The organism is Moorena sp. SIO3B2 (assembly GCF_010692525.1).
Lineage (GTDB): Bacteria > Cyanobacteriota > Cyanobacteriia > Cyanobacteriales > Coleofasciculaceae > Moorena > Moorena producens.
In genome coordinates, this window is record NZ_JAAHHE010000016.1 from 150605 (window position 1) to 168502 (window position 17898).

At 45.0% G+C, this 17898-nt stretch carries 17 protein-coding genes, 1 tRNA gene and 1 pseudogene; 9 read left to right on the top strand and 10 right to left on the bottom strand.

The annotated features are described in order from the left end of the window. Nucleotides 1–794: 794 nt before the first annotated feature. A pseudogene (locus tag F6K38_RS44075) lies at nucleotides 795–1438 on the bottom strand (hypothetical protein); the annotation flags it as partial. A gap of 231 nt (nucleotides 1439–1669) precedes the next feature. Between F6K38_RS44075 and dnaG the strand changes: the two are divergent. Beyond that, nucleotides 1670–3628: a DNA primase gene (dnaG, locus tag F6K38_RS06110; RefSeq protein ID WP_287314666.1), complete on the top strand. Its 1959-nt coding sequence runs from the start codon at nucleotides 1670–1672 to the stop codon at nucleotides 3626–3628. A 26-nt stretch (nucleotides 3629–3654) separates the two neighbouring features. Here the strand turns inward: dnaG and F6K38_RS06115 are convergent, their stop codons facing one another. Continuing rightward, nucleotides 3655–4509, bottom strand: a complete 855-nt coding sequence (locus F6K38_RS06115; RefSeq protein ID WP_044494030.1) for an ion channel — start codon at nucleotides 4507–4509, stop codon at nucleotides 3655–3657. Nucleotides 4510–4766: 257 nt separating this feature from the next. Here F6K38_RS06115 and F6K38_RS06120 point away from each other — a divergent pair, with 257 nt between their 5' ends. Beyond that, nucleotides 4767–5000, top strand: coding sequence for a hypothetical protein (locus tag F6K38_RS06120; RefSeq protein ID WP_287263039.1), 234 nt, complete (start codon nucleotides 4767–4769; stop codon nucleotides 4998–5000). 71 nt (nucleotides 5001–5071) lie between these two features. On the opposite strand, the gene F6K38_RS06125 is transcribed toward F6K38_RS06120, so the two are convergent. Then, entirely contained in the window at nucleotides 5072–5827 is a 756-nt protein-coding gene (locus tag F6K38_RS06125; RefSeq protein ID WP_287254454.1) for a hypothetical protein, read from the bottom strand. A gap of 144 nt (nucleotides 5828–5971) precedes the next feature. Next, nucleotides 5972–6757 (bottom strand): hypothetical protein, encoded by a 786-nt coding sequence (locus F6K38_RS06130; protein ID WP_287254452.1) that lies wholly within the window; start codon nucleotides 6755–6757, stop codon nucleotides 5972–5974. Between the two features lie 446 nt (nucleotides 6758–7203). Between F6K38_RS06130 and F6K38_RS06135 the strand changes: the two genes are divergently transcribed. The 4 genes from F6K38_RS06135 to F6K38_RS06150 all read left to right on the top strand — a co-directional run bounded on the left by F6K38_RS06135 (nucleotide 7204) and on the right by F6K38_RS06150 (nucleotide 9879). Next, complete coding sequence (locus F6K38_RS06135) at nucleotides 7204–7335, top strand: transposase family protein (protein WP_143764225.1); 132 nt, start codon at nucleotides 7204–7206, stop codon at nucleotides 7333–7335. A gap of 117 nt (nucleotides 7336–7452) precedes the next feature. Beyond that, the gene (locus F6K38_RS06140; protein WP_008187105.1) at nucleotides 7453–7662 is read left to right on the top strand and encodes a hypothetical protein; all 210 of its coding nucleotides are present in this window, start codon (nucleotides 7453–7455) and stop codon (nucleotides 7660–7662) included. Between the two features lie 26 nt (nucleotides 7663–7688). Beyond that, entirely contained in the window at nucleotides 7689–8213 is a 525-nt protein-coding gene (locus tag F6K38_RS06145; protein WP_008187103.1) for an ISAs1 family transposase, read from the top strand. A 277-nt stretch (nucleotides 8214–8490) separates the two neighbouring features. Beyond that, on the top strand, nucleotides 8491–9879 hold the full coding sequence (locus tag F6K38_RS06150; protein WP_287248262.1) for an SDR family NAD(P)-dependent oxidoreductase: 1389 nt from the start codon (nucleotides 8491–8493) through the stop codon (nucleotides 9877–9879). Nucleotides 9880–10519: 640 nt separating this feature from the next. Here F6K38_RS06150 and F6K38_RS06155 read toward each other — a convergent pair. From F6K38_RS06155 to F6K38_RS06170, 4 genes are all read right to left on the bottom strand, one after another. Beyond that, nucleotides 10520–10593: transfer RNA gene (locus F6K38_RS06155), tRNA-Pro, on the bottom strand. Between the two features lie 48 nt (nucleotides 10594–10641). Further along, a complete protein-coding gene (locus F6K38_RS06160) occupies nucleotides 10642–11007 on the bottom strand; it encodes a DUF1818 family protein (protein ID WP_070393104.1) in 366 nt (121 codons plus the stop codon). A gap of 31 nt (nucleotides 11008–11038) precedes the next feature. Then, the gene (locus F6K38_RS06165) at nucleotides 11039–11698 is read right to left on the bottom strand and encodes a hypothetical protein (RefSeq protein WP_287356284.1); all 660 of its coding nucleotides are present in this window, start codon (nucleotides 11696–11698) and stop codon (nucleotides 11039–11041) included. A 110-nt stretch (nucleotides 11699–11808) separates the two neighbouring features. Next, nucleotides 11809–12039, bottom strand: coding sequence for a DNA-directed RNA polymerase subunit omega (locus F6K38_RS06170; RefSeq protein WP_008191578.1), 231 nt, complete (start codon nucleotides 12037–12039; stop codon nucleotides 11809–11811). Nucleotides 12040–12389: 350 nt separating this feature from the next. Here F6K38_RS06170 and F6K38_RS06175 point away from each other — a divergent pair, with 350 nt between their 5' ends. Beyond that, on the top strand, nucleotides 12390–12560 hold the full coding sequence (locus F6K38_RS06175) for a hypothetical protein (RefSeq protein WP_287264707.1): 171 nt from the start codon (nucleotides 12390–12392) through the stop codon (nucleotides 12558–12560). A 9-nt stretch (nucleotides 12561–12569) separates the two neighbouring features. Then, the gene (locus F6K38_RS06180; RefSeq protein ID WP_287310593.1) at nucleotides 12570–13280 is read left to right on the top strand and encodes a GDSL-type esterase/lipase family protein; all 711 of its coding nucleotides are present in this window, start codon (nucleotides 12570–12572) and stop codon (nucleotides 13278–13280) included. Here F6K38_RS06180 and F6K38_RS06185 read toward each other — a convergent pair. Both F6K38_RS06185 and F6K38_RS06190 read right to left on the bottom strand, forming a co-directional pair. Continuing rightward, nucleotides 13266–13724 (bottom strand): pentapeptide repeat-containing protein, encoded by a 459-nt coding sequence (locus tag F6K38_RS06185; RefSeq protein WP_081431989.1) that lies wholly within the window; start codon nucleotides 13722–13724, stop codon nucleotides 13266–13268. The two genes, F6K38_RS06180 and F6K38_RS06185, sit on opposite strands and share 15 nt — an antisense overlap. A gap of 81 nt (nucleotides 13725–13805) precedes the next feature. Continuing rightward, on the bottom strand, nucleotides 13806–15245 hold the full coding sequence (locus F6K38_RS06190; RefSeq protein WP_008191583.1) for an LCP family protein: 1440 nt from the start codon (nucleotides 15243–15245) through the stop codon (nucleotides 13806–13808). Nucleotides 15246–15908: 663 nt separating this feature from the next. Here F6K38_RS06190 and F6K38_RS06195 point away from each other — a divergent pair. Further along, a complete protein-coding gene (locus F6K38_RS06195) occupies nucleotides 15909–16970 on the top strand; it encodes a mannose-1-phosphate guanylyltransferase (RefSeq protein WP_287356290.1) in 1062 nt (353 codons plus the stop codon). The last annotated feature ends 928 nt before the right edge of the window (nucleotides 16971–17898 follow it).

The window sequence follows — 17898 nt, forward strand, 5'->3', positions numbered from 1 at the left end:
GTCAGCTTTTATAGCGCTACGCGCAAGGGCATTGGCACCCACCCCTAACCCCCTCACAGGGGTAGGTTTTTAACAAAGACCTCAGGTGTGGGGTGTGGGTTGACCGGGTGTGGGGTGTGGGGGATAAGAAAGCGATGCGCCAGTTGGCCAGAATCTCTAAGATGTTGCCTCTTGACACTCCCCGGTCTAAAGACGCGGGGATTCCTAGATCTACGACCGGCCTTAAACCTCCGTATCCTTGCGGCAATACCTAAACCAATATCCCGTCAAGACCAAGATTCTAGTTCAGTTTACGAAAGACCCAGCGGGCTGGTCTCGCGATAGCGTTTAGTTACTTTTTGAGAAGTGCCTTATAAAGTCCCTTGCTTCCCTGTTTCACTTGGTTTCGGCGTGCCCCGCCGTACCATTTTTTTTCAAAGTGTTATCTTTCTTGCTGGGTTCACACACCAATTGTTAGTTGATGGTTGGGTTTTTAAGGAGGACTTTCCCTACCCTCCGGGCATTACTACTTTAAGGTCAATAAGTTACGGGTTTCTCTCCCGGCTCAGCCTCGGTTTTTCAGCCTGTACCCTATGCTTGAATTATACTATAGCGCTAAAGTATTGTCAACTCGGCGACTAAAGTCGCTGCGAGTCTTCATCCCGGAGACGAAACCTTAGAATAGGGCAGCCTTAATTATAAAGTTTTAACCCTTTTGCTCATAGCCGACCAACCGTAAAGGCTGCCCTATTCTTGCGGTAACTTCTGACCCGGTTTAAAAACGCGGGGCTTTCGACTTGCGCGTCCCCTAGTAAAGGGTGTCCGACCGGTAGTGCTACCAACTCATTAATGGCTTGGGTTTGAGTGCGATTGCGCTACGCGCACGCTACGCGATCGCGTCCCAAAACTCTCAACCAGAGGGTTTCTTCTGTAACCGGTAGCTGGTTAATGGCCACCAGGGCTGTCTTGAACAACTCAGGCAAAAAATAGACTCCCTCAATCCAATTACCGGAATCATTAAGTTTGGCAGCAAAACCATTCAACAGCTTGGTTGAACAGTAAGGAGACAGAATCCATAAACAGGTCAAGTCGGTTTCACTGACAGAATTTTTCTTAGGTGCGCTTGACCTTGGCGAATTAAATTCGCCACGGGTCGCACCTCTCGTCGTGCCTGGCGCTGCAGCTCACCATACAGGGCAAACAACTTTAGCAGACAATTACGCACCGCCATGATCCCTGTGGCATTGCGGAACGGTTCCAATAAACAGGCAGTTGATGCCATCTGACCGAGCAATCCTAAAACCTGGGGTGGTGTGGATGTCGAAGGTGCTGGTAGAAACCAAATATCGACTTGACGAACTTCACTGGTTACTTCCCGGCTGATTTGCACCTGACCATGAGGTGTTAGCAACTCCGTGAGATACTGTTTCGCAAATTGGTCGTGTGGCTGTCGGGTCATTAATCCTAATTCTTTGGGGGTAGTGTTAGTAGCCTTTCACCGATCAACTGGCTAAAAACAGATCCCATGGATCTTGACTTTTTGACCAAGATCTGAAACAGCATCTTGTGTCAAGTCTTGCCCACAGTCGTCATACTGCAATGGCACTAAACCTCAGGCATGTTTTTTAGGGTTTGAGTATGGTGGGACAATAAAGAACACCCTGACCGATTGTAACCACGTAATCCAGCAATGAACATTCCACGGCTACACCCAAACACTATTGAAGCAGTTAAGGAACGGTCTGACATTGTGGATGTGATCTCGGAGCATGTGGTATTGCGTAAGCGTGGCAGAGACCATGTCGGTCTCTGTCCCTTCCATGAGGAAAAAACTCCCAGTTTCACTGTCAGTCCCTCTAAACAACTCTATTACTGCTTCGGCTGCCAAGCTGGAGGGAATGCGATTAAATTCCTGATGGAGATTGGCAAGCACTCCTTCTCGGATGTGGTGCTGGATTTGGCACAGCGCTACCAGGTGCCAGTCCAAACCCTGCAACCGGAACAGCGGGAGCAATTACAACGGCAACTTTCTCTACAAGAGCAACTCTACGAGATTCTGGCCTTAGCCACAGCTTTCTATCAACATGCCCTCAGACAACCCCAAGGACAGCAGGCCCTAGAGTACTTGCGCGGTCAAAGGGGTCTGAGTGAGGAAACCATCATTACTTTCGAGCTAGGGTATGCTCCAGCTAGTTGGCAAACCATCTACCGTTATCTGGTGGAACACAAACGGAAGCCAGTTAAGCTAGTTGAGCAAGCGGGATTGATTAAGCCTAGGGACAATGGTGGGTATTATGATCGCTTTCGCGATCGCATTATGATTCCGATCCACGACACCCAAGGTCGAGTAATTGGCTTTGGTGCTAGAAGTCTCGGGGATGAGCAACCGAAATACCTCAACTCTCCAGAAACTCCCCTGTTTGATAAAAGTAAAACCCTCTTTGCCCTAGATAAAGCTCGTAATTCCATTACCAAGCAAGACCAAGCTGTAGTGGTGGAAGGATATTTTGATGCGATCGCACTCCATGCTACAGGAATTACTAATATAGTCGCCTCCCTTGGTACCGCTTTTAGTTTAGATCAAGTCCGGCAACTATCGCGCTATACTGAATCGAAGCAAATTGTGCTCAACTTTGATGCGGATGCTGCTGGTACCACTGCTGCCCAAAGAGCTATTGGAGAAATTGCTAACCTAGCTTACCAAGGGCTTGTCCAGCTACGGGTACTCAACCTACCTGATGGCAAAGATGCCGATGAATTCCTAAAATCTGCTCCTGACGCTACGGAACAATACCGACAACTGTTGCTCAATGCTCCCTTGTGGCTGGATTGGCAGATTAATCAACTCCTGATTGGCAAAGACCTCCAACAAGCCGATCAATTTCAGCAAGTCGCCCAAGCTATGGTTAAGTTACTCAAGCAACTGGAGGACATTAATCAGCTCACTTATTATATTAACTACTGTGCTCAAATTCTCAGTCAAGGACAAGGGAAACTAGTATCTCTATACATCGAAAATTTCCAAACTCAACTCCAAAAACCCCTGAGAGCTGCCTTTAAGAAATCCCCACCTCGGTTAAAGAAAACCAAACAACAGGGTAATCAAGACTCAAACCTACCTGTTGGTAAAGAACGTACCCTTTTAGAACGAGCCGAAGCCTTACTATTACGGATTTATTTACATTGTCCGGAGTATCGACAAACAATTATTGATACTCTAGACCAGGGAGATTTACTGTTTAGTCTTTCTCATCATCGATTCTTGTGGCAACAAATTATTGAACTGCAAGGGATAGGGACACAATTTTACACTACCACCCCTGAACAGCTAATCTCCCGTTTACAAGACCGGAGTTTACAATTTCCTAGGGAAATGACTCAAGTCGCCCATCTATTTCATCTTGACGAAACCTGTACAGAAGATATTTTGCGAGCCCCGATGGTAATACAGGCAGCAGCAGCTTCTCTAGAAATAGTAGCCTTGGAAAAACATCGGCGCTATTGTTTAGAGCAATGGCAAAAAATTGACCTTAGTAATGATTGGCAACGTAAGCAATACTATTGGCAGGAATGTCAAGAAGCTAATCGCAGGCTGATCGAGTTAGAGAAGATACGTCAGGTTGGTATTTCAGAGCTATTAATTATGTAGCAGTTCTAAAACCCTATAAATTTCTATTACTTAATATCATGAAAGTGGCTATAATCAATAATTCTACTGCCGTCTGATTTCCTATGAAACATATCGACAAAACGCCTATCCCACAAAATTTCTGATGCGGTGTAGGAGTGACGAGCGTGAATAGTCTGGGAAACCGTTTCATCAATACCGACTAGGGTGATAATAAGTGTAGCTTCCATTTCAGCGAGAGACTCTGGTGTTTCCCCATATAACGGACTACTTTGATCAATCGGATGCATCACTGTCCAAGTTAGACCAAAGCTAGGGGTTTGGCTACGCAACAGTTTCATGTCGTAGAATCGACGCATGGATTCCCCTTCTAAGGTCACTTCATAGCGCAGCAAACTTACCCTGAGCTGAGCTTCCAGAATCCGATTATCCCGTTCATTGGCCGTGCGGAACATGAGAGTAGGTACTCCATTATGGGGCGTAATCACTGCCCTACGACTGAAGATGACTCTGGCAGTAGGGCGAGAGAAGCGGGCAAACATTAGTCCCGTTGCCATAGCTAGAGCCATCAAACCCACTAGAGCTTCTATGGTAACAATGATATTAGCATAGGAGGTCACGGGATACATGGCACCATAACCAATGGATGCCATGGTCTGAACGCTGAAGAAAAAGACATCGAAAAAAGAACCTGGACGGGCGTTTTCAATACAATTTCCTCCAGCTAGGTACAATAGGGCAAAGACGATGTTTATAGCTAAATAACAAACCGCAATTAGTCCGAAAAACATTGGCCAATTAACGGTCAGCATTATATGATAAGGGTCACGCCAATGGTTATGGGATGACCCTTTGATAATTACGTCTAATTGTCTAGGTCTAGTCCGTTTAGCGATGCGCATCTTAGTTAGTTTAAACTTGTTAATTGCAATTTAAATTGGTTATTTTACCGTAAGCTCTTAGCTATCAGCCTGTCGCGTATCAGCTATCAGCTATCAGCCTATGGTCACGCTAGGATAACAGCTTTTGAATAAAATCAGCTGACGGCTGAAGGCTGAAGGCTGAAGGCTGACCGCTGAGTGCTGACTGTTTACTATTTTTTAAAATATTTATCGATTGATTAGTGTTTTATTAGGGTCTAGTAGGGAGTAGCCTGGTGGTGCGTTACGGGACGGACTGTTCAAGGCGCAAAGAGGCGGAAAATCAGAGGCTTTCCGTCCCGATGCTGCTGGCGAAATATTTCGCGAACTTACCAAGAAGCCCGATCAGCCCTCACCCCCAGCCCCTCTCCCAACCTTGGGAGAGGGGAGCAGATTACGGCAGAATAAGGGTTTCACGAATTCGCCAGCAGCGTCCGTCCCTAACGCACCATCTGGTCAAACGGCAAAAATGAGATGCACCCAAAGCGTTCGCTTAGCGGCTCTTTAGAGCATCGCATTTTTCCTTTAGATTTCCCCATCTGATTTATTCAGTTACTTGACCACGAACTAATGCCCATCCTGTGGTGACCTGACCGTAAGCCCAAGTAGCGTAGGGAGCAATACATAACTTAATTAACCAGGGTATCACCATGATTGCGCTAAATATCATCAGCCCCAATACCTTGCTCCCGATTTTATGAATTCCGTTCACCAACTCCTGCACCCCTGCTACAATTTTTTGGGAATCTTCTCTAAGGGAATCGAGGTTAGGAATACCGCTGACAATAGTATTAAAAACCCTAAGTATTTCCAAATTATCCTTTAAAACTGCCTTGACCTGTTGCAAACCAACCACTGGTACTTCAAACCCAGGAATAGTAGGCATAGCCACTGAAACCTCTTTCATTTCGATATTCACCTTAGGCGGAAATCCACCCCCCAAGTTGACATCTGGTTTCACCGGAAGATTAACATCTGGTATGCCAAGATCAGGCAAACTCACTCCTGTAGGAATCTGTTCAACTATCTCGAATGCTTCTTGCACTTCTGCGTTTATTGTTTTGATCGGTTCTATGATAGAAGCAATTTCCTCTTTGGCTTTTTGAGTACTTTCCTTCACTTCCACTAGAGTGTTATTGATTTCCACTAAAGGGCCAGTAACCAGACTCTTGATGTCATTTAAAATTGTTAAAAAAGTAATCAAAAATACCACTACTATGATAATCGGGATTAAGGCATAGATAATCATGACTATACCATTAAGTCGTTGCCTTAAACCACTGCTTTGATCAACTCTCATCGTCTTACCTCTATTATAGCGTTTATCGCAGTTATGAGGTACGGTTTTAAACCTCAAAGTCCCCCTTATTAAGGGGGATTTAGGGGGATCACTTTGTACCTTATGGGATATATAATTGCTATATCTTACCTGCTCCGAAGCTCCCTATTGAGATACTCCCCTGATTAATTGCCATCCAGCAGTTAGCTGAGGGGAAGCCCACTTGATGTATTTCACAACCAACCAGGGTAATGAAAGTAGCACAGTCCCTGCCAACAGGATGATCATAACCAATAGATTACGGCAAATTTTTTGAATAATTACTAGTAACCCCTGCTCCCCAACAATTAGTCTTTGGTAATGGTCTCTAATCACTTCAATATTGGGAAGAATACCAATAACTTTATTTAAAGTGCCAATAATTTCAACATTCTGAGTTAAAAGGGCTTTCGTTTCTTTTAGTCCTGATACACTAACCTTCACCCCAGGAATATCAGGTAAAGCAACAGGTACCTTTTCAATCTCAACTCGCACCTTAGGAATCTTAAGAATAGGTTCTTTAGGAATCTTGGGAATATCAAATACGAACACAACTGGCTTGTTTAACTCCCTGCTGCTCAATTTAACTTTTGGTTTAATCGGCAGTTCAACATCAGGAATCGGAATAGTCGGAAGCTCTATTTCTTCAGGAATACTATCAATTGTTTCGACCGTTTTAGCCAGTTTTTTATCTAGATCACCAATCGGTGCTATGGCACTACCAATAACATTTCCCGTTTGCTCGAATTTGCCACTGATAGTCACCAGAGCGCTATCGATTTCTTGTACTGGTCCACCCACAAGACTGTTGATATCCAGCACAATCGTGGCTAAGGTTAGAATAACTACTAATAGGTAAATAACTGGTATCAGGGCTTGGATAATCAACCCTATACCTCGAATTCTAGCCATGGTGAAAGTTAGCAGTGATTACACTAACTTTCACTTTAGTACAGCTAGCTCAATAGTTGCCGAACCACAAGCTTAGCTAAGCATTCAGCGGTGAGCCGTCAGCCGTCAGCCGTCAGCCATTCGCGTAGCCTGGCCAAAGGCTGACGGCCTGTTGCTGTACAAAATCGTGGGTTTTAGGGAGCAGGGAGCAGGTAAGAGGAACCCACCCCTAGGGCGTGTCTTCAAACTCGGAGATCCCCCTAAATCCCCCTTAAAAAAGCAGGGCTAATTCATTGTGATCACAGAAAATTAGAGTAGCCAGAAACTAGTGTAAACTATCAAAGTGAACTCAATATGGAACTCTCGTTCCTCTCCCTGATGAAAACTAATCTGATCGAAGCGTTAGCCCAGCTCCCAGATTTTCGTGCTCCCAGAGGAAAACGCGGTTAATTTGGCTGTTGGTGATTATGGCAACGATGAGCGATTGCTATGGTTATCGAGCCTTGGAAGATTTTGCTCGTCGTCATCACCAAGCCTTGCTCGAAAACTTAGATTTACCACCAATGGGTTTTCCTATTACTCGACTTTTCGGAGAGTAATGATGAGTATTGATTTTACTCAATTAGCCCAAGTTTTGACCAACTGGATTAGGGATGGTGTGCCTACCCAAGAGGGTGATTGGTGCTTGAGTTGATGGCAAAAGTATCAAAGGGACAGTGAATAATTATGCTCAAGCTTATCAAGACTTCGTTTCGGTAGTTTCTGTTTTCAGTAGTCGCTGTGGAGTAGCCCTAGCCCTAGAACAATTTCGTAATAAAAAAAGTAGTGAAATTGACGTTGTGCCGTTGCTTTTAGCCAATTTAGGGATAGAAGGAGTAATATTGAGCTTTGAGGCTTTACACTGTCAAAAAAAACTGTCAAACTAATTGTCGAAAGTGGAAACGACTATGTAATGGCTGTGAAAGGTAATCCCAAAAATCTCTACAAACAAATCAAACTCAACACTCAAAAAACTCAACCCATAAGTGTTGACATAAGCCGGGAAAAAAGAAGTGACCGTCTCACCACATTAACTGTATCTGTTTTTGATGACATCATATGCATAAGTGACGAGTGGCAAGGTCTAGCTAGTCTTGTCAAACTAGAACGCATCGGTACAAGAGCAGGTAAGCCCTACCAACAACTCGCTTATTATATTAGTAGTAAATGTCTCGATGCCGCACAATTTGCCCAAGGCATTCGTGGTGATTGGGGAATTGAAAATCGTTTACATTGGGTTAAGGACGTGGTACTTGATCAGGATAGTTCCAGGATACAATTTGGTAATGCTCCTGGCAATCTCTCAATGTACCGTAGTTTAGTCATCGCTATCTTACGCTACCACGGTTATTCTTCTATCACCACGGCACTCCGGTCGATTGCTGATGATATAGAGAAGATTTTGCGGTTGATTGGAACCCAAAAGGTCGTGTCGTAGCCATTTGACGGTGTGCCAAAGCAATCGCTGTCTCACTCATAAGCTATGACTTATAGGTTCGCTCCCTAGAACCGGTGCAGGTTTTTAGCGATTGAGTGCTCACCAACCATTGACTGACAACGACATTTCCCAAATCCTGTTACCTAACCCCCCTGATCCGCATAACGTAGTGCAGAGGCAGTCACACCAGCCTTCTAAGCTGTGAACAAGTCGGCTTTGCTGAATCGCCCCCGCCGAATTCTGTCTGTGTAGTACAGCTTGTGTAGTACATACAACTATGGATATTACCCAACCCCATCACCCAAGTTTCAATGAGCAGGAGTTAGCCATTTGCCTGAGGGTGCTGGAGGCAGCGGGTAGGATGTCCAGTGACAATCCACAGCTGTTGACTATTGAACGGGCGGCCTCAGCACTGATGAAGCGACTCAAACAAAAGCGTCGCCACCAGCGCAAGCAGGCTCGCCGTCAGCATGACTTGGCTTTGCTCGCTCGCGCCCAGATTCATGGCGAAGCCTTGCCGGAACGATTACGCCAGCTGGCTGCAGGGGTATCCCTTGAGCATGATCAACTCTATACTCCCCAGCTATGCTACCTGTGCAAGCAGCCTTACAAACGTGTACATCACTTTTACCACCAGTTTTGTCCTAACTGTGCCCCGGAACACTATAGTCGGCGCTACGCCCGAACTGACTTACAGGGTCGGCGAGTGCTAGTCACGGGTGGACGGATTAAGATTGGGTATCACATTGCACTCAAAATGCTACGGGACGGTGCTCATGTGATTGTAACCACCCGATTCCCGAAAGATGCCGCCCGTCGATACCTGGCTGAGAAAGATTCACAGGTATGGGGTGAGCGATTGGAAATCTACGGGCTAGACTTTCGTGATCTGCGTGGGGTGATGGCATTTATCGATCAGTTGCTGGCATCTCCCCCACTCAATATTATTATCAATAATGCTGCCCAAACCATTCGCCGCCCACCTGCATACTTCAAAGCTCTTGTCCAAGGGGAGATGGAGAGTCTGGATCAACAAACCAGGCAATGGGTGAAAGCTGAATCAGAGGCTCTGGTAAAGAAGTCAGCACTTAACGCTTTTTACCAGCTCTGTCTGAGCAGCAAGGAGGATCCAAACTTTCCGGATGGAGTCCTTGACATTGAGGGTCAGCCCTTAGATTTGAGGCATGTTAATAGCTGGCGACTCTTACTTGACCAGGTTGAGCCGATCGAGATGGTTGAGGCTTGGTTGGTAACGACTATGGCACCTTACTTATTTAATTCCCGCTTGAAGCCGTCACTGATGGCATCTCCTTTCGAGGATCGTTATATTGTCAATGTCTCTGCTGTAGAAGGTCAATTCTCCTATGGTAATAAGACACCCTATCATCCCCACACTAATATGGCTAAAGCTGCACTGAACATGATGACCCGAACGGTGGGGATGGATTATGTTTGCGATCGCATTTATATGACCAGTGTTGACACGGGTTGGATTACGGACGAGAAGCCTCATCCTGTGCGTGAATACCTCCGTCAGCAAGGATTCCGTCCACCACTTGATGTGATTGATGGCGCTGCACGGGTTTATGATCCCATTGTGCGCGGGTTAGCAGGGGAGCGCCTCTATGGGGTGTTCCTGAAAGACTATAAACCATTTGATTGGTGAAGTAATATAGCGCTACGCGCAAGGCAAGAGGAATCCCCCCTAACCTCATAAGGGTAGGTTTTTTACAAAGACCTCAGGTGTGGGGTGTGGGGCGTGGGGTGTGGGGGATAAGAAAATGTACTTAATTTGTCCTTCAAAATCATCATTGTCTTGATGCAATAGCGAGTGGTTTGAAGTTACCGTAAGACAGGGGAGCCTTAATCAATGGAGGCGCGCTTTCCGCGTGAAGAATTAAATTACGGGGTCGCGCCTCAAGTTTTAACCATGCATCTGCATAGCCTACCAACCATAAAGGCTCCCCTGTCTTAGGTTTCGTCTCCGGGGGAAACCCCCTGTTCCGAAGCTGCATCGCTTCTTCAGGTGCGACCCGTGGCGAATTTAATTCTTAATAGGTCAAGCGCACCTAAGTTGTTTTCCTTTTCCTCTCCCTCTGGGTCGCCCCATGTTTTACCCTAATGTAAAAAACCTACCCCTGTGAGGGGCCCCAAACTCCCCACACTCCCGATCTTTTTTACAAATATGAGATGCACCCGATGCAACGCCGCTTTTTTAGTTTTTCACAGATACTTTGTCCAGATCACATTAATCAGACAACAGTGACAAATTGGGACTGACTACCCTAGCGAATTTTAAAACCGAATCGGAGCGGCGGGATTTGAACCCACGACCCCCACTACCCCAAAGTGGTGCGCTACCAAGCTGCGCTACGCCCCGGAAAACTTTATCTATTATACCACACTATTCGAGATTTGAACAACTAAACTAAAATACTTTTAGGGACTTAGCTGCTGCTAGCAACCCTGGAACCGCTGTTGCCACCCAGCTCCCCTCACAACAGCGTCCCTGATTCAAAATCAAGCGTAGGGTATAAGCGGAAGGATAGCCCTCTACCTCCATCCACAGCCAATCACTTTCTGCTTCACAAGTAATTTTCTCTTCGTCCATCAACTCACTTGCCATCTCACTCATAGTCTGAGCTAATTGCAGCAACAACCGACAAAAGTCGTTCAACTCCGACTCCGTTAGCTCAAATGCCCAGTCCTCGCCACCGACTAAACCTTTATAGTTAGGAGCCTCCGGATCCCAACCAATACGCCAGCCTTCTCCATGTTTAACAAGACGTTCCATTAACGTGATTCTGCCCAATTCACCAGACAAGTCAATTAGGTTTGAGTAACTGAGCATCTCCTGGTTTAGGTAAGGATAGTCCTCTTCTAGGATTGGAGGTTGTCGCAGGTGATGTAGGATTGGAGGTTGTGGCAGGTGATGGTGTCCCAGGTGATGGTTGTGTGCTCGACTCTGGTGCAACAGTTTCGGTGCGATTGGGATTGAATATGCTGACCAAAACGCTTACTAGTGCATCCCGTTCGGCACGAGTTAATTGTTCTATCGCTGCAATATCCCCTTTCATGGGATTTTCGGTTAAGGTATTCCCACTGGGATACTGGGATGCTACTAGGTAATCGTGTGCACCTAGATAGTCAGCCATGGTCAATTTCCAATCAAAACGGTAATTGGGCAACCGTTTTTTACCATAGACGTGATACCGAATTAAGCGGTTAACCAGGGTATTATTGGCAGCTAATTCACCGCTTTCTTTGCTAATGTATTGGTTCTCTTGTGGTAAATCCGGTAAACGCTGATATACTACCTTGCTAATCTCTGGGGGAATAAAAAACTGGGCGACAGCAGGCTGTGCTCCTAGGAGCTGGAAGACACCGGGGGCTTGGTCGTAGGATTCCCACAGCAATAGTAAACCACTGGTCAAAGTAGTAATAGTTAAACCTAGCGCTAGTTTAATTCTATTAGTCTTGTACATTGCTTAGAGACGACTATTGAACATTCCTGCACAACCTTGGGATAAAACTAGGTGAAAGAACTATTCTTGCCCCTGACCCTCTAACCCCCTGACTCACTCAGCACTATAGCTTAGTCCGCAATAATCTCTGGCTGCGTCAGTTCATCAGACATCTCAACAATTGCTCGCAGCACTGGCTTCATTGATGGCTCATCTAGACTTTCAAAATCTTCGAAGCGACGGCGCTTAGCACGGCTGGCCACTTGTACAGTTATCCGATAACGATTAGAAGCTGCACTTACTAGCTGCTCCGTCCGTTGCAGAATGTCCATTGAATCAAAGTTATAGATTTTGTGCAGCATAAGGTTTATGATGTGTTGCTTTCTGGTTAAAATCAGTATCGCCCCCTCTACCCTAGCATACTTCACTCCTAAACTAGGGGTTACCCCTGAGACAAGTCATAAAACTTTTCTTGAGGTTAATAATATACCATCAAAAAGTGAAAGAATTTGTGAAGTTGCGTGATTACTACTTACATTGCTTGGTATGTATGACAATAATAAGAAAGAACAGTCAATTTGTACTAACTATACCGAATCGACTAACTATACCGAAACTATATATCTAACCCAGGCTGGGAAGTTCTACCAAACTATCCCAGCCTACTTATATGTCAATAAGTATGTAAATAAGATGATGCGCATATGGGATTATGTTGTGTATATGGGAAGTGTATATGCGATCGCATCGATGGGCTACCTTAGGGGTCAGAGTACTTGGATTGACTCCTGTGGTAGATGTACCTTTTACATATACAAAAGATCATACCATTGCTAAGCTATCAAGAGTGTGTCGAGTTGTTAACAATTATCTGACTAAATAAATCTTGTCTATGCAAACACTTGCCGCTCCTAGCTTTGAGTCATTCCATCAGCGCCAAAGAACTCCCCTGAAATTCGTTGTCCTCGGAGATAGTCTGATCTATGGATTTGGAGACCCAGAAGGTGGCGGCTGGGTAGAGCGACTGCGACGTCAGTGGATGTTACCCGATAGTCCTGGTCATGTACTCTACAATTTAGGAGTTCGGGGTGATGGGGTTACCCAAGTCCACAAGCGACTAGAGCATGAATTTCGCAGTCGTGGTGAACTCAGAAACCGTGTACCTGATGCCATTATTTTATCAGTGGGCGTTAACGATTCAGCCCGTAAGGGACGTCCCGATGGCAAGAATTTTACTAATTTTGAGAGTTTCCAGGAAGAACTAGCCAATCTGCTTGAGCTAGCCCAGCAACTCTGTCCAGTGCTATTTGTGGGCATGGTACCAGTGGATGAAAGGAAAATGCCCTTTCTCGATTGTTTTTACTACACTCATGCTGACCAGTACTGCTACAAAGAAGCTACTCGCCTTGCTTGTCTGAGGCGTCAAATTCCCTATCTAGACGTTTTTGATTTATGGACGTCCCGTGGTTATGATTGGTGCTCTCAACACCTATCTCCAGATGGTCTCCATCCCAATGTGGCTGGTTATCAGGAATTATTACAAGACATCCTGCTCTGGAACCCCTTAGCCCAGCTCAACTCCTTCAGCCTAGCGACAGCCTAAACTATCCCGTGTGGAGATCCCAGTTACAGGATTTACCCCCGTAGCACGGCCACACATCAGTTTAGCCTGATAGCGGTCAATCAAGGCATCGGTAAAATCAGCACCAGTTATCTCGGCATCGTAAAACCTGGTGCTATTCATAATTGCATCGGTCAAAATAGCATTGGTCAAATTAGCTTGGTCTAAAATTACCCGATCTGCCAAAGAATCGGTCAGGTTTGCACCTTCGAGATTGGCTTTCAATAAATTTCCCTTGGTGAAGATAGATCCACTCAGGTCAGCACCTTGGAAGTTTGTGCCTCGCATTTCAGCGCCTGCAAATACGCCACGAACTAAATTGCCATGGGAAAAGTCACGATAACTCAAATCCGTAAGGGCATAATTTACTGTATTCTCCTGAGCATAGGCAGGAGTAGCCGATAAAAGCACCCATAGCCAAGCCATAACAAGAACTAAAATTAGTCCCAATAAGCGTCGCCAAATCACCCTAATCACTTGTGAACCTGACTCCTTAAAACTTAAAGCCTAAAACTCCCTCTCTAACCAATCTTCACCGACTCTAATCGTCAGCTCAGATTTGAGATGACCAGTAGAGGATGCTTCTACTCTACCTAGTCCCAGGACTTTTTTGACAATATCTGCTGTTTTTATGTCCCCTTGCTGAACAATAATCTCAGTCTGGGACAAGCGGTCAGGCCAATCTGAGACATAATAGACATTGTAGAAGTCATGTCTGGCTAAATAGCGGGCAACACGGCGACCAAGTTCTGGGTCATCGGTAGCATTTTGAACCGCAATTCTGACCCGATGGGGTGAACGGCGGCGCTTTAATGAACTCTTATATTTCGGTTCTTGCTCGAAATACTCACTCATCACTCGGTCTCGCCCTCGTGAATTCATCAGCCAGTAACTGGCAATGTATTCATCAGCCTTGCTAAATCGACCAGGCAAGAGTACCATTCTGATATTATCTTTACCAACCTCTAGACCAAAACCGACCAGTGCCAAGATTTCCTCTAAGCTGAGATTGGTATCAATATACTGCTGCATCACTCGCAGGATTTTGGGTAAACGAGGCAAGACACTGGGAGTAACTAAACGCTGGCGCAGGGCCTTGAGTAAGATCTGCTGCCGCTGTATCCGAGCAATATCACCATTGTCTTTTCGGAATCGAGCAAATTGTTCGGCTTGGTCTCCATTCAAAGTTTGCCACCCTGGTTCTAAATCAATTTCCAGTTTCTGAGTGACATCTACATATTCCATCCTCTCAGGCACAAACACTTCCAAGCCACCGACCAAGTCCACAAGTTCCCGAAATGCATCAGTGGTAATGCGCACATACCTATCAATTGGCACATCATTCAAGGTACGGCTAACCACTTCTGCGGTTAAGGTAGATCCACCTTTGACATTGGCATCGTTAATTTTAATTATCCCAACACCGGGAATTTCTATTCTGGTATCCCGTGGAATTGAAAGCATATTCACTGAGTGGTCTTTAGGGTCTAAGCGCAACAGCAACAGGGTATCACTGCGACCTCCAAAAACCTCTGGGGAACCTGGCAACGCATCTGGGACTCGGTCTATTCCCATCACCAGGATATTAACCGGTCGTGACAGGTTATAGGGAAAGCTTTTACGCCAAGACTTGTGCTCAGAAGCCGCTGGTTGATTCTGGGGGATTTTGGAGTTTTCCGGTTGAGAATGGGATTTAATCAGGGGCGACAATGGGGTAACTAGGGCTAAGGTGGCTCCCAAAGCCGCAGAAATAACTGCTGTCAGGACAAAAGCGCTACTCCAAAATACCCACCGCAAATAGGGGGCAAAGGTTAATCTTAATCCAGAGACAGAAGCGTCTAGGTCTGTAGTCAGGTCAAGCTGAGAGTAAGAGACTCCTGTATCACCCTCTTGGGGTGATGGTTGTGGTGTTGAAGCTGAGGCATTATTAATCACACCTGTATCCAAATCTACCTATGAATTGTGATGACTGTTGTTCGCGTAGCCTGGCCGAAAGGCCAAGCATTCAAGTTCCAAGCCTATAGTTGGCTATCCAATTAAACTGTAGCCTGTGGCTACAGTTTAAGATATTCTTCTTTGGTAAGCATTCAGCTATCAACTCTCAGCTCTCAGCTCTCAGCTCTCAGCTTTGAGCTTTTAAATAAAACAAGTAAGCATTCGTTTAATCTTTGTTACGTCAGCTGAATGCTGACGGCTGACGCCTGACGGCACCTCAAGTAGCGTGAGCTTTTAGCTGACGGCTGACGACTGAATGCTTACGTTATTTATTAGTCTATAAGTCTAGAAGTCAAAGCCAATAAACCATTGTGCCTACCTTCAAAGTGGCTTAATTGAAAAAAGCGCTTTGGCTACCCACGGCTAAAGCTCCTGGGGAAAGCGCTTTGAGGAACATCAATGAGTGATTAATCGTTTATGATCAATGCACAACAGGAATGCCTGAACAGGTATGAAGGAATTGGTGGACAAATGAGATTAGTCATGAGATTAGTCATGACTAATCTCATGGCTAAAGAAGTACTTTAACCATTTTTCATAATCTACAGCCTATACCAGCTGAATCAGGGAAAGTGAGGTTAGTATGTAGCAGAAAACTACAGTTAAGGCTACATGATGGATAACTCTCTCATACCTGTGATTCTTGCTGGTGGCAAAGGAGAACGGTTTTGGCCGTTGAGCCGTAAGCAACGACCCAAGCAGTTTTTATGTTTGGATGGTAGTGGCAAGAGTCTTTTGCAGGCAACGGCTGACCGATTGATTAAGCTGACGGTCGGGCCAGAACAGTTGTGGGTGATTACTTCTGCTATGTTAGCTGAGGGGGTGACTCAACAACTACCATCGTTACCCCAGAAGCATCTATTAGCTGAACCGGAAGGACGGGATACAGCACCAGCGGTGGCTTGGGCAACTCTAGAGATTGCTAAGGCTTACGGAGAAGATGCGGTAGTGGGCTTTTTCCCTGCTGACCACTGGATTGAAGATGAGCAAGGGTTTCAGCAAACTATCAAGGCGGCTGCTCAATTGGCTGCCGCTGAGTCATCGATTGTGACCTTAGGAATCACGCCCCAATACCCTTCCACAGGCTATGGTTACATTGAGCAAGGTGATAAGACTGGCACCTTTGAGGGATTGCCAGTGTATCAGGTCAGTCGGTTCACCGAAAAGCCTAACCAAGAGACCGCTGAGGAATTTTTGTCTACTGGTCGATTCAGCTGGAACAGTGGGATGTTCATTTTCCGGGCTGGGGTAGTTTTAGATGAATTGCGCACCCATGCACCAGAAATTATTGCCCCTTTAGAAGAAAAAGGTGTGGCGGCTTATGCTGAGCTAGATAAGAAAAGTATTGACTATGCTTTGATGGAAAAAACACAGCTAGCTTATGTTTTACCAGCCTCCTTTGGTTGGGATGATTTGGGAGATTGGAATGCCTTAGAACGCCTGCATAATGGCGATGCTAAAAATGTCGCAATCGCTAATCATGTAGAACTGGATACTCAAGGAGCAATTGTCTACTCCAGTAGTGAAGATGAGGTGATTGTTACTATTGGTTTAGACGATGTGGTGGTGGTACGCGATCGCAATGCTACCTTAATTGCAAAAAAAGACCGTACTCAGGACATAAAAAAAGTTATAAAACTTATACAAAATAATTCAATACTTCAAGATTTTTTGTGATTAATCGCTTTTCATTATTTCTTGGTTTAACTCCCTTATAATTATGATTAACCTCAGAGTGATTCAGAATATATAGCTCATGGTTTTATCATTATTTATGATTTATGAGTCAGTGGTGCTCTTAATTTACTGAATTAATTATATAATCTTAACTATCAAAAAATATAAAAAAAAATATAAAAACTTAGGCTATGGATCAAGTGTATAAACAGGGAACAGGGAACAGAGCACAGGAAAAAAAATATGTATGGATTTTTATTCACTAGTTAACAGGTTGTCATATAAATACCTAAGGCTAAATAAATAATACCCTGAAATTAATAAATACAAATAATTATTTAAAAGTCTGTTTATTTCTGGATTTTTGCTCCAGGGTTTACTAAATTTTATTGCTGCTTATTTTTGTAAAAAATTAGGTAATTTGACTGGCGTAAGGTCTATTGGTGGATTGCTAACGCCTTGCTATTGCCGGATTGCTAACGCCTTGTTTCAAGAAAGAACGTTATCCCACTGTTAATCCTTAGCCATAAACCTTAGGCAGACACAATTTGGTGAATTTGTGAATGCCGAATAGATAGTAAGCAAGAGAATGCGATGCTCGGTACGAGCCGCTACGCGATGAAGCGTTCGCAAAGCGTGGCCAAAGGCCTCAGCTTCCGCTAAAAGCGATGGCAAAACCCTTGGAACACAATTAACCCTGAGCATCAAGTAATCGTCACAAAAGGGATAAGGTTTTGGTAGTGTGGCAGACAGGAAAACCTGTTCTGCTGTTCAACCCCACCCCAATCTAACCTAAGGTCAAAAAAGAATAGTTTTATCGTAATTGAGGCCACTTACTGATACTAGAGCATCGGCTCAGTAATAGAATTTAACCCATCAACCCGATATCTGGATTGACAAAAAGTTGCTCGATTCCCATCTCTCCATC